Genomic DNA, 13,308 nt, shown 5'->3' on the forward strand with positions numbered 1-13,308 from the left:
GTTATATTAAAAAATATAACCGCTTAGGGTAATAACTATTAAAAACTATATAATTGTAAAAATAATTAATCCAGATTAAATACAATATTAGGGAATAAAAATAATAAAAAAGACATAGATCAATATATCAATTATTTATTTAGAGTTATTAACAAACAACCATTTGATATTGATAATACAAATCAAACCTCAAACAGATTAATATAATATTTATTAGAATTGTTTATGATAAATAAAACTGCAAATTTATACAACTTTAACACAAGCAATAATTTAACTATGTGTAAAAAGGATCTGCAAAAAAATTTGATTCTGTTAAGTTACATTGTGAAATAAAATTAACTTTGGACAATTCAACCATATCGGGAGATCCGCTTGCATATACTTCGTATTCTATCATATCAGATATATCTTCCATAACTATACTATGTAAATTACCTGTCCTGCCACTCCAATCATCATTTATTAATAAATTGCTTGAAATGACCGGAGTATAATTGAAATAAGGTATTTCATTAGTCCAATAATTTATAAGATTACTCATATATATATCTTTAACATTCCTAACAGCCCAATATAAATGTATAGGCCTCCATTTTTTAAAATTTAATATGTACTCAATCATAGATTTTATTGGAGCAAAACCTGTACCGCTGGCTAAAAATATAATTGGATTATTGCTTTCTTTTTTTAGGGTAAAATCACCAAAAGGACCCTCTAAATTTATAATATCGTTTGTTCGAAATATGATTTCAGGATCATATCCAAACAACTTGTCCGTAAAATAACCACCAGGTAAATGTCGAATATGAAAATTTAAAGTATTATTTATGCGAGGAGCATTCGATATTGAATAGCTTCTTCTAATATTTTTATCAAAAACCATATCTACATATTGACCTTCTTTAAAAATAAAAAGATCTTTTTCTAATAGCTTAATATCTAAAGAAATAACGTCATTTGTTAACTTTTCTATTGCTATAATTTTACCTAAATGCTTTTTTGAATGATTAATATTTTCACATTCTATAACCATGTCAGATAATGGATATGCTTTACAAGCAAGTATATTGAAGTTATCGTACTCATCAGTACATTCTGCTAAATAATTTTTTATTTTAAATGAACCTGATAACACTTTGCATTTGCATCTATTGCAATTACCAATTTTACAGCCATGTGGAATATGTATACCAGATTCTGTTGCTGATTCCAATATAGATTTACTTGTTTTTACAGTAAACTTCTCATCACTTGGTTTTATGATAATACTAAAACTCATTTTTGCCTTATTTAAAACTATTTAAATTTAATTAATAATATATTAAACATAAAAATACATTTTATATTAAAACACTTAATCAAAATAATTGTTTATAACTAATATTTCAAGCTTATAGCTTACAAATACATTTCTTCTATATTTATCAATAAACTAATTTGTAAAAAACCAACATTTGATCAAAACCATTGCAATAGTTTTTTATAAAATTAAAGCTAATACTTCAATAAAATTAATTTTTTAAAATTATTAGATAAAATAGAAAAACCTAATTACAAATAAGCAATTAACAGTATTTAATGATTATCTATATAACATTAGTTTATAAAAATACTGCAATGATGAACTAAAAATATATAATCTCAACTTCAAGATCAAAAATTGAAAATCTATAATGATTGTTGACTAAGAGTAAATTACTGATAAACTCAGTTAAATATTAGTCGAAACTACAAAATATACGATATGTACTATTATGTAATATCGTTTTCACATCACTTGTTAAATCAACCATTTAATGACCATGCTAGATGAAATTTTTTCTTTTTAATATATAGAAAAATTAACATTTATAATTCATGATCATATGTAACAAAAATAATAATCACAATGCATCTAAACGAACTAAAGACGCTACATGTTTCACAATTGCTAGAAATAGCTTTGAGCTTAGAAATAGATAATGCTAACCGCTTACGCAAACAAGAATTGATGTTTGCAATAATGAAAAAAAGGGCCAAACAAGGAGAACAAATTTTTGGTGATGGAGTATTAGAAGTCCTACCGGATGGATTTGGATTTCTTAGATCACCGGAAACTTCTTATTTAGCTAGCACTGATGATATATACATATCACCATCTCAGATCAGAAGAATAAACCTCCATACTGGAGACTCAATAGAAGGAGAAGTTCGTACACCAAAAGATGGAGAAAGATACTTTGCATTAGTAAAAGTAGATAAAGTAAATGGAGTTACTCCAGAATTACTTAAACATAGAATCATGTTTGAGGATTTAACACCATTACATCCTTGTCAACATATGCTATTAGAAAGAGAAATAAAAAGCGAAGAAAATCTTACAGGCAGAATATTAGATGTATTCTCTCCAATAGGTAAAGGTCAAAGGGGCTTAATAGTCGCAAGCCCGAAATCAGGTAAGACTATCATGATGCAACATATAGCACATGCTATTGCATCTAGTTATCCTGATGCTGTTTTAATAGCATTACTAGTAGATGAAAGACCAGAAGAAGTCACTGAAATGCGACGTACTGTTAAAGGAGAAGTGGTAGCCTCTACATTCGATGAGCCAGCGACAAGACATGTACAAGTTGCTGAAATGGTAATCGAAAAAGCAAAAAGATTGGTTGAAATGAAGAAAGATGTTGTTATTATTCTTGATTCTATAACAAGATTAGCAAGAGCATATAATACCGTCGTTCCGTCTTCTGGGAAAGTACTAACTGGAGGAGTTGATGCTAACGCTTTGCAACGTCCTAAAAGATTTTTTGGAGCTGCTAGAAATATAGAAGAAGGTGGTTCTCTTACTATTTTAGGAACTGCTCTTATCGAAACAGGTAGCAGAATGGATGAGGTTATCTACGAAGAATTTAAAGGAACAGGTAACTCAGAAATACATTTGGAAAGACGTATTGCAGAAAAACGTGTGTACCCTGCTATAAATTTAAATAAATCAGGAACAAGAAGAGAAGAGTTATTAATTAAGCCTGATATTTTACAAAAAGTTTGGGTTTTAAGAAAATTTATCCATGATATGGATGAAATAGAGTCTATGGAGTTTATTCTTGATAAAATGCGTAATACAAAAAATAATAACGATTTCTTTGAAATGATGAAAAAATAAATAAAACCGTAAATAATATTACAAAGTAAATATTTCTGGATAATATTTATCATGCAAAATTCCGCAAAAATATCAGAAAGACCGATTATTACATTGCCTGCTAATTCTAAAAAAGTTCTTCTTCATTCTTGCTGTGCTCCATGTTCTTGCGAAGTAATGGAAGTAATGACTGAATCATCTATACAGTATGAAATATTTTTTTACAATCCAAATATTCACCCAAAACAAGAATATGAAATAAGGAAAAGAGAAAATATTAGATTTGCAGAGAAAAATAATATAAATTTTATAGATGTTGACTATGATACTGATAATTGGTTTGGCAGAATAAAAGGTTTAGAAAACTCGCCGGAAAGAGGAGAAAGATGTACGGCATGTTTTGATATGAGATTTGAAAGAACAGCTTTATATGCTCATGAAAATGGTTTTGATACTATAACTAGCTCTTTAGGAATTTCTAGGTGGAAAGATATGGATCAAATTAATTCATCAGGCATAAATGCAGCTTCAAGATATAATAATTTAATTTACTGGACATATAATTGGAGGAAAAAAGGTGGCTCACAAAGAATGATAGAAATAAGTAAAAAAGAAAAATTCTATCAACAAGAGTACTGTGGATGTGTTTACTCTTTAAGGGATACTAATAAATATAGAATATCTCGAGGATCTGAAAGAATAAAAATTGGCATGAAATTTTATAATAAATAATTATAAAAATACTAAAAATTGTTACGGTTTATAGATTTATATGCTAACAAAACAATTACATTGACCTAAGTGATTATGACTAAAGCTAGTAATTGCATAGGTTATAAAAATTCCAAGTATTACAAAAACTAATTGAGGGATATGCTCTGTAGGATATTCCTGTTCGTTCATTCTAGGTATTAAATCTGATATGGATATGTATATAAAACTACTGGCAGCTACTACCAATACATATGGTGTTATCTGCTCTATATGCTGTAAAACAAAATATCCAAACAAACCGCCTATGGATGAACAAAAACTAGAGGCAAGAATCATGCAAAAAATTCTTCTTCTGTCTAGCCCAGCATTTCTTAGCACCACAAAATCGCATAATTTGTGAGGAACCTCATGAGTAATAATAGATAATGCTGTTAAAACACCTAATGAAGGGGACACTATAAAAGAGGCAGCAATTAGTACTCCATCAGAAAAATTATGTAAAGAACTTCCTATCAAAATAACGACACCGCCTTTACCTGCATCATATCTATCATGCCCATGAACATGACCATGTCCATCACCTTCATAATGATGATTATGCCTAATTAATGATATTTTTTCTAAAATAAAAAAACATACTATTGAAACCAACATTGCTAATAATAAATTATCAGAGTGCTCAGAAAGGTTATTGAATGCCTCTGGTAACAAATGCAAAAAAGATACTGATAAAAAAACACCTACCGACGAACTAACCATATAGTGCAAATATTTAGAAAAAACATTATAGGTTAACCAATTAGCCATGCATACGGCTATTAAACCACTAGAAATAGTAGTAACTAATATATATGTAATTATCATACTTAAAATAAATTGTGCTTAATGAGCCTGAGACCAGTTTTTGCCAATACCAATTTCTATTACTAAAGGTACGCTAAGGTTAACTATATCACACATCAAAGAAGGTAAAACATCTTTTAGCTCAGAAACTTCTGTTTCATTAGCTTCAAATATTAATTCATCATGAACCTGCATTACAATCCTAGTCATCATATTATTTTTTAATAACCAATTCTGAACAGATATCATAGCCATTTTCATAATATCAGCTGCTGCACCTTGAATAGGAGCGTTTATAGCCGCTCGTTCTGATGATTGACGATTATGTAAAGAAGAGTTAGATATTTCTGGAATATATATTCTACGACCGAATATTGTTTCAACAAATCCGTATTTTTTAGCCTTCTTGCATATATTTTCCATATAATTTGCTACAAAAGGGTAACGGAAAAAATATTGATCAATATACTGCTTTGCATCATTCTTACTAATTTTTAAAGCTGCTGACAAACCAAAAATACCCATACCATAAAGTAAGCCAAAATTTATTGCTTTAGCTGCCCTTCGTTGCTCTTGAGTAATATTACTTACATCTATGTTAAATATTTCTGAAGCTGTAACTGAATGTATATCTTTCCCTTCTGAAAAAGCAGTTTTCAAGTTAGAATCATCGGAAACATGAGCCATGACTCTTAACTCTATTTGTGAATAATCAGCTGACATTAATAAGTATCCCTCTCTAGAAACGAAAGCTTGTCTTATCATTTTACCTAAATCTGTACGAATTGGTATATTTTGCAAGTTAGGATCTGAAGATGATAATCTGCCTGTTACCACACCTATTTGTGAATAATTAGTATGTAATCTTCCTGTATTGATATTAACCATACTAGGTAATTTATCAGTATAAGTAGATTTTAATTTAGTTAGAGATCTATACTCTAGAAGTATATTTGGTAAGAGAAAATCATTAGATAACTTTTTTAATACAGACTCATCAGTGGATGGTATTCCTGCCGATGTTTTCTTGACAAGAGGGTATTTCATTAAATTAAATAAAATCTCACCTAGCTGCTTTGGAGAATTTATATTGAATTTTTTACCTACTATATTGTAAATCTTTAATTCTAATTGTGAAATTATTTCAGATAATTTAAAACCATGTTCTTGTAGCTTGTCTGAATCTATAGCTACTCCATTTATTTCAATAATACTAAGAATAGTTGATATTTCCATTTCTAATTTATAAATTGAATTTAAATCAACTTCGTCTGAAAGTAATTTAGAAAATATTCTATATAATTCCATTATGATTAAGGAATTTTTAGCAGAATAATTAGCAGCATAAATGATATCAAAATTAATAAAATCGTCACATTCCGTACATTTCCCATACATCTCTTTGTATGAATTATGTTTTATTTTAAGGAATTTTTCCGAAAGCTTATCTATAGATGTATTGTTATGTGAATTTAGGACATATGCTTGTAGCATAATATCGTCCTTTACTCCTCTTAGCTCAATTCCTTCATTATATAAAACGTGGAAACAATTTTTAGCATTATGTACTATTTTCTGCTTGGTAACATCTTCTAGCCATGGCCTAAGCAAAGACAATATATATTTTTTTTGTAAATATTTATCTGATTTTTGACTTACGACTGGAATATAAAATAACTTTCTATTTGATAAACAAGAAATAGAAACTAATTTCGATAACATAGGTCTTGTTGAAGTAAAAACAAAATCAACCGCAACTATTTCCGAATTATTTAAACAACTTAAAAACAAATCTAAACTACATATGCTATCAACTATTTCAATATTACTTAATGAATCATCCATAGATGATTTTTCTAAATTAATACTAAGATTATCAGTATATTCTTTATTTATATCATTCAACCATAAACTAAACTCAAATTTTGTATAAAGGTCAATTAATACGTTATTATTTACTGGTTTTATTAAAAAATCTTCTTTTGAATTTATGCTTGTAATCAAGTCACAGTCACATTTTATTGTTAATAACTTTCTTGTTAATTCAAATCTATCTATAAAATCACGTAAATTTATACCTATTAATCCAGTTATTTCTTTGATATTTAATATAATATTATCTAGAGATCCATATTTATTTAAAAGTTTTACAGCAGTCTTAGGTCCAATATTTTTAACACCTGGTATATTATCTACAGAATCACCAATTAACATCAGATAATCAATAATTAGATGAGGAGGCACACCAAATTTCTTTGTTACTCCTTTTTCATCTAATACCTCATTATTCATAGTATTAACTATTGATACACGATTATTCACTAACTGAGACAGATCTTTATCACCAGATGATATTACGATATCAAGATCAGATATTTTTGAAATTTTTGCAGCTATAGATCCAATAATATCATCCGCTTCAAAATTATTGGAATAGTAAATAGGTAGTCCTAAAGCCTCTATTATCTTATAAATATATTTTGTCTGTTTAATTAAATCTTCAGGCATATGCGCACGATTTGCCTTATAGGAAGGGAATATCTCTTTCCTAAAGGTTTTTTCTGAAGAATCAAAAACACAGGCAATGTAATTTGTATTATAGTCAAAAAGTAGTTTGCGAACCATATTAATGACGCCGTATATGGCTCCTGTAGGCTCTCCTGATGAATTGCGCAAATCAGGCATAGCATAGAAAGCACGATATAAATAACTGGAACCATCTAATAGCAATAACTTTTCAGGCATAATTTATAAATTAAATTTTTAAAAAGAATTGTGTTTAGTTATTACGCTCACGGCTAGCCTTGCGCCTTTCATGTTCTTGTAAATAACGTTTCCTTAATCTAATAGCTTTGGGTGTAATTTCTACCAATTCATCATCTTCTATGAATTCTATAGCATATTCTAAAGATAATTGGACAGGTGGAGTTAAACGTATAGCTTCATCAGTTCCAGAAGCCCTTATATTTGTCAACTGTTTCTCTTTTGTAGGATTAACTACTAAATCATTATCTCTACTATGTATACCAACGATCATTCCTTCGTACAACACATCACCAGGATTGACAAACATTCTTCCACGATCTTGCAATTTCCATAACGCATAAGCTACTGCAGCACCAGAATATTGACTTATCAAAACGCCATTTCGTCTGCCACAATTAGAAACATCATTAACAGGAGCATATTCTCTAAAAACGTGACTCATTATACCGTTACCACGAGTTAAAGTCATGAAATCGTTCTGAAAACCAATGAGTGAACGAGCTGATATTATATATTCTAATCTAGTTTTTCCTAATCCGTCCGGTAACATATTTTGTAAATTACCCTTGCGACGTCCTAATTCTTCCATAACGCCACCTTGGTAAATATCATCAACATATATTGTCAAATCTTCATACGGCTCATTTTTTACACCATCAATATCTTTATAAACTACATTTGGCCTAGATACAGCAAGCTCATATCCTTCTCTGCGCATTGTTTCTAGTAAAATAGTAAGATGTAACTCTCCTCTACCTGAAACCTCAAATACAGTGTCATCATCCGTTGTAGAAACACGTAATGCAACATTAGATTTTAATTCTAACGATAGACGGTCAAATATCTGTCTGCTAGTTACAAACTTACCTTCTTTACCAGCTAATGGAGAAGTATTGACCATAAAATTCATTGTCAAAGTAGGCTCATCAATATGTAATACAGGCAATGCTTCTACACAGTTAATGTCAGTCAAAGTGGTGCCGATAGCTATATTTTCAATTCCATTTATAAGTACAATATCACCAGCCTCTGCCTTGTCTACTGAAATTCTCTCAAGTCCAGAGAATTTTAAGATTTGATTAACGCGAGATTTTTCAAGTACTCCGTCATGTCCCAATTTCATAGCAACATCCATACCTGGATATAGAATACCACGATTTATTTTTCCTATCCCGATCTTGCCTACATAAGAACTATAATCTATAGAGGCAATCTGCATCTGAAATGGACCATTAGAAGAATTGTTATGCTCAGGAACATATTTTAAAATTGCATTAAACAACGCACTCATATCCCCTGATCTAACATCAGCAGTATCTCCAGAATACCCTGATAATCCAGAGGCATATACAATTGGAAAATCTAGCTGTTCTTCTGTAGCTCCTAAACGATCAAACAAGTCAAATACTTCATTAATAACAAAATCTTGACGAGCTCCTGGTCTATCAACTTTATTTACAACTACAATTGGCTTAAGATTTAAAGCTAAAGCTTTTCTTGTAACAAATACTGTCTGCGGCATAGGACCTTCTACTGCATCTACAAGCAATAAAACCCCATCCACCATAGATAAAACACGCTCAACCTCTCCACCAAAATCGGCATGTCCAGGAGTATCTATAATGTTTATATGCACACCTTGATATTCTACTGCACAGTTTTTAGATAAAATTGTTATACCTCTCTCTTTTTCCAAAGCATTAGAGTCCATAACACGTTTAACTATATTTTGATTTTTTCTAAAAATACCAGATTGCTTTAGTAATTGATCAACTAATGTAGTTTTACCATGATCAACGTGTGCTATTATGGCTACATTGCGTAAAGCACGAGTCATATATAATCCTTAAAATATTTATATTGTTAAATGAAATCTTTGTATATCTCTTCGTTACATAACAGTCTATCGAGAGATTTGGGGCTATTTAATAAATTTTCCAAAGTAGTCGAGCTTTCTAATAGAAATGGACCGACTTTTGTTCTCCTTAGACTTATTAAATGTGCAAAACAACCAAGTTTCCTTCCTATATCCTGAGCAAGTGTCCTAATGTATGTGCCCTTACTGCATGAAAGCTCTAGCTTAAAAGTATGATCACTAAAATTAATTAAATTAATATTATATATAGTCACTTTTCTAGGATCTCTGTATATATCTATACCAGTACGTGCATATTTATATAAAGGCATACCATTGACTTTTATAGCTGAATACATTGGAGGTATTTGTTCTATTTCACCCATAAAATGGACAAGTGTTTTTTCTATAGATGAAATATCAATAAATTTATAATCTGAAGATTGTGATACTACTTTTCCTGTTAAATCGCCAGTATCTGTCTCTTCTCCTAACTTTATAGTAGCAATATAAGATTTAGATGCATTGAGAAAGATATTAGACTTTTTTGTTGCCTTACCAAAACAGCAAACTAAAAGCCCAGTAGCGAAAGGATCAAGAGTTCCTGTGTGACCTGCTTTCTTTATATTTAAAAAACGCCTTACTTTTTGCAAAGCTAAATTACTAGTAATACCGGCAGGTTTATCTAACAAGAAAAAACCATCAATTTGATGAGGATCCATAAATCTAATTAATAAATCGTTTATCAGGCGAATTAGCCTGTTTTATTAAATCTAATAACTTATCTGTTTCATAAAATTGGCTGTCATATAAAAATTGTATATTAGGAATTGTATGAATTTTTAATATTTTATAGAGACAAGAATGGAGCCATCCAGATTTTTTATTAAGAAAATTTTCTACTAAAAGATGATCTAATCCAAATACAGTAAAATATACCTTTGCATGCGCATAATCTACAGACAATTCCACTCTAGATATAGTACACACCCCAACTTGATCTAAGCTGTAGGATTTTCGTATAATATCAGACAGATCTTTCTGAATTTGTTTTGCGATTCGAATGTTTCGATTAAATGTAGAATTATTTTTCATGTCTTATTGAGAATAAAAATCACATTGTTCTTGCGATTTCTTTGATTTCAAATACCTCTAATTGATCATTATTCATTATATCTGAATAGCCTTTTAAAGTAATACCGCAATCAAATCCTGATCTCACCTCTTTGACATCATCCTTGAATCTTCTTAAAGATTCTATCTGCCCTGTCCATGAAACTACATTATTCCTAATCAAACGAACCCTGGAATCTTTTTTTACGGTACCATCAAGAACCATACAACCAGCTACTTTTCCTATTTTAGGTATACTATATATTTCACGAATTTCCACTAAACCAACTATTTCTTCCTTTTTCTCTGGAATTAACATTCCAGACATTGCCTGTTTTATATCGTTTATAGCATCATATATTATACTATAGTAACGTATATTAATATTATTTAATTCTGCATTCTTTCTTGCTATAGAATCTGCTCGAACATTAAAACCTATTATTACAGCGTTAGAAGCAATAGCTAAATTTACATCATTGTCAGAAATACCACCAACTGCTGCATGTACTATTTTTACACAAACTTCATCGTTGGATAATTTTAATAAAGATGAGGCTATAGCCTCTTGAGATCCTTGAACATCAGATTTCACAATTATAGATATAGACTGTATTGAGCTATCACTAATATTATCAAAAATAGATTCTAATTTATCAGCTTGTTTTCTTGCTAACTTAGAGTCACGGAATTTACCTTGTCTAAAAAGAGCTATTTCTCTAGCTTTACGCTCATCTGATAAAACAACCAGAAAATCAGCAGCAGAAGGAACATCCGTAAGACCATGTATCTCTACTGGTATAGAAGGACCAGCTTTTTCTATAGGATTACCACTTTCATTTAGCATAGATCTTACACGACCAAATGTTGCTCCTACTAAAATAACATCACCTTTCTTTAATGTGCCATTTTGGACCAATACAGTTGCAACTGGACCACGTCCTTTATCTAAACTAGCTTCTATCACAATACCTTTCGCTTTAGTATCTACTTGAGCTTTTAATTCTAAAACTTCTGATTGCAAGATAATATTTTCTAAAAGAATATCTATACCATCACCAGTCTTTGCTGAAACTGGTACAAAAGGAACACTACCACCGTACTCTTCTGGGATAATTTCTTCAGTAATCAACTCTTGCTTAACTTTATCTAAATTAGCAGAAGACTTATCAGATTTAGTTAAAGCTACTATAACAGGGACATTAGCAGCCTTAACATGATTTATAGCTTCACGTGTTTGAGGCATAACACCATCATCAGCAGCAACCACTAAAATTACAATATCTGTCAATTTAGCACCACGAGCACGCATAGCTGCGAAAGCTTCATGTCCTGGAGTGTCTAGAAAAGTAATGGAACCCATATCTGTTTTAACGTTATAAGCTCCTATGTGCTGGGTAATACCTCCAGCTTCACTGTTAGTAACCTTTGTCCTTTTTATATAATCTAATAAAGATGTTTTACCGTGATCAACATGTCCCATAACAGTAACGACAGGTGCTCTGTGCGTACTATCAGCGTTAGAAGCATCTGTAGTATCTAAAAAAATCTCTGGATCATCTATCTTGGCTGCTATAGAAGTATGACCAAACTCCTCAACTACAATCATAGCTGTTTCTTGATCTAAGACCTGATTAATTGTAACCATTTGTCCTAATTTCATTAGGTTTTTGATAACTTCACCGGCCTTTATCGACATTTTATGAGCTAATTCAGCTACACTTATCGTCTCTGGAACATTAATTACACGGGAAATAAACTCTTGTGATTGATTAATGGTACCATTTTTATTGTTGTTCTGAGCAGAACGAGAAAATTTTCCTCCAGAATTCTTGGAGGTCTTTACACCTACAACTCTCCATTCTTCAGAATCACTATGCACACCAGACTTTTTATCTTTTTCAAGAGATTTTTTACGGCTACTATCATCACTCCATCCAGAAGGAACATCAGCAGATTTCGACACCTTTTTTAAAGGGGTCGAAGACTTTGATTCTTTTTTATTAATTAAATTTTTCTTACCAGCAGATTTAGTATTAGAAAAATTATCTGAAGTAGAATCACTTGAACTTACTACTTTACGAGGACGAGTCAACATCTCACGCAAAGCAGCAGCTTCATTCTCTACAACTTTCCTAGCTTCATCTTTATTAGGTCTATCTAATAATTTTTCACTTTTGGATTTTATGTTGTGGTTTTGTGATGAAGAACGACGAAAATTTGTTTCGTTTTTAGAATTTTTCATAATTTGAGATCTAGGAATAAGTGTCGATTTTTCTGACTCTTTATTAGAATTTTGTGCTTTATTTTCTATTGTTGGCAATATATTACTCTCATGCCTATTAGAGGTAATATCAACATTATCTTTTATTAAATTCACTTTATTTTCATAATTTTTATTACTAGTAGTATTATCAGTTATAACGGGTGTTCCATTAAGAATTTCATTAAGAGCATTTGAATTAGGTTCACTAGTAATCTTATTATCTTTAGAGTTTTCTATGGATTGTGAATTTACAGTATTGTTATCTATATCGTCGGATTGATATTTAGATGGATCTTTCTTTATAAAAGTACGCTTTTTAAGAACTTCTACTTGAATTGTTCTTGATCGACCTTTTGCATCTGCTTGATAAATCTCGGTGGTTTTTCTTTTTGTTAGAACAATTTTTTGATCTTTTTTTTGACCTTCGCCATTGGCACGGCGTAAAGATCCTAATAACTTCAACTTGTCGCTATTTGTGACAAAATCTTTTACTGTTTTAACATTTACTCCAGCTGATTTTAACTGATCCAATAAAATATCAGAAGGCATGCTAAGCTCAACAGCAAACTGAGCTACGGTAACACTCGACATTAAGATTTCTTCCCTATATAGCGACTAACTAAC

The 13,308-nt window shown here is 30.6% G+C and carries 9 protein-coding genes; 2 read left to right on the forward strand and 7 right to left on the reverse strand.

Annotation, left to right across the window (positions count from 1 at the left end):
* Positions 1 to 277: 277 nt before the first annotated feature.
* A complete protein-coding gene (locus CONE_RS02010) occupies positions 278 to 1,282 on the reverse strand; it encodes a 2Fe-2S iron-sulfur cluster-binding protein (RefSeq protein ID WP_015397079.1) in 1,005 nt (334 codons plus the stop codon).
* 609 nt (positions 1,283 to 1,891) lie between these two features.
* Between CONE_RS02010 and rho the strand changes: the two genes are divergently transcribed.
* Together rho and CONE_RS02020 are read left to right on the forward strand one after the other, a co-directional pair.
* On the forward strand, positions 1,892 to 3,148 hold the full coding sequence (rho, locus tag CONE_RS02015; RefSeq protein WP_015397080.1) for a transcription termination factor Rho: 1,257 nt from the start codon (positions 1,892 to 1,894) through the stop codon (positions 3,146 to 3,148).
* Positions 3,149 to 3,199: 51 nt separating this feature from the next.
* Positions 3,200 to 3,859 (forward strand): epoxyqueuosine reductase QueH, encoded by a 660-nt coding sequence (locus tag CONE_RS02020; protein ID WP_015397081.1) that lies wholly within the window; start codon positions 3,200 to 3,202, stop codon positions 3,857 to 3,859.
* Positions 3,860 to 3,895: 36 nt separating this feature from the next.
* On the opposite strand, the gene CONE_RS02025 is transcribed toward CONE_RS02020, so the two are convergent.
* From CONE_RS02025 to infB, 6 genes are read right to left on the reverse strand one after another with little or no spacing between them, the layout of a single operon-like run.
* Entirely contained in the window at positions 3,896 to 4,705 is an 810-nt protein-coding gene (locus CONE_RS02025) for a ZIP family metal transporter (RefSeq protein ID WP_015397082.1), read from the reverse strand.
* A gap of 18 nt (positions 4,706 to 4,723) precedes the next feature.
* Complete coding sequence (polA, locus tag CONE_RS02030; RefSeq protein ID WP_015397083.1) at positions 4,724 to 7,429, reverse strand: DNA polymerase I; 2,706 nt, start codon at positions 7,427 to 7,429, stop codon at positions 4,724 to 4,726.
* Positions 7,430 to 7,463: 34 nt separating this feature from the next.
* Positions 7,464 to 9,287: a translational GTPase TypA gene (gene typA, locus CONE_RS02035; RefSeq protein ID WP_015397084.1), complete on the reverse strand. Its 1,824-nt coding sequence runs from the start codon at positions 9,285 to 9,287 to the stop codon at positions 7,464 to 7,466.
* Positions 9,288 to 9,313: 26 nt separating this feature from the next.
* Positions 9,314 to 10,027 carry a tRNA pseudouridine(55) synthase TruB gene (gene truB / locus CONE_RS02040; protein ID WP_015397085.1) on the reverse strand — a complete coding sequence of 238 codons (714 nt, stop codon included), beginning with the start codon at positions 10,025 to 10,027 and terminating at the stop codon, positions 9,314 to 9,316.
* Between the two features lie 4 nt (positions 10,028 to 10,031).
* Positions 10,032 to 10,400, reverse strand: a complete 369-nt coding sequence (gene rbfA, locus CONE_RS02045) for a 30S ribosome-binding factor RbfA (protein ID WP_015397086.1) — start codon at positions 10,398 to 10,400, stop codon at positions 10,032 to 10,034.
* Positions 10,401 to 10,419: 19 nt separating this feature from the next.
* Complete coding sequence (infB, locus tag CONE_RS02050; RefSeq protein ID WP_015397087.1) at positions 10,420 to 13,275, reverse strand: translation initiation factor IF-2; 2,856 nt, start codon at positions 13,273 to 13,275, stop codon at positions 10,420 to 10,422.
* Positions 13,276 to 13,308 lie beyond the last annotated feature (33 nt).

The sequence above is a fragment of the Candidatus Kinetoplastibacterium oncopeltii TCC290E genome (assembly GCF_000340865.1).
Classification (GTDB): Bacteria; Pseudomonadota; Gammaproteobacteria; order Burkholderiales; family Burkholderiaceae_B; genus Kinetoplastidibacterium; species Kinetoplastidibacterium stringomonadis.

What these genes read in the sequence shown, in the direction of transcription:
- CONE_RS02010 (WP_015397079.1), bottom strand. Translation starts at nt 1,282, where the DNA reads ATGAGTTTTAGTATTATCATAAAACCAAGTGATGAGAAGTTTACTGTA.
- rho (WP_015397080.1), top strand. Translation starts at nt 1,892, where the DNA reads ATGCATCTAAACGAACTAAAGACGCTACATGTTTCACAATTGCTAGAA.
- CONE_RS02020 (WP_015397081.1), top strand. Translation starts at nt 3,200, where the DNA reads ATGCAAAATTCCGCAAAAATATCAGAAAGACCGATTATTACATTGCCT.
- CONE_RS02025 (WP_015397082.1), bottom strand. Translation starts at nt 4,705, where the DNA reads ATGATAATTACATATATATTAGTTACTACTATTTCTAGTGGTTTAATA.
- polA (WP_015397083.1), bottom strand. Translation starts at nt 7,429, where the DNA reads ATGCCTGAAAAGTTATTGCTATTAGATGGTTCCAGTTATTTATATCGT.
- typA (WP_015397084.1), bottom strand. Translation starts at nt 9,287, where the DNA reads ATGACTCGTGCTTTACGCAATGTAGCCATAATAGCACACGTTGATCAT.
- truB (WP_015397085.1), bottom strand. Translation starts at nt 10,027, where the DNA reads ATGGATCCTCATCAAATTGATGGTTTTTTCTTGTTAGATAAACCTGCC.
- rbfA (WP_015397086.1), bottom strand. Translation starts at nt 10,400, where the DNA reads ATGAAAAATAATTCTACATTTAATCGAAACATTCGAATCGCAAAACAA.
- infB (WP_015397087.1), bottom strand. Translation starts at nt 13,275, where the DNA reads ATGTCGAGTGTTACCGTAGCTCAGTTTGCTGTTGAGCTTAGCATGCCT.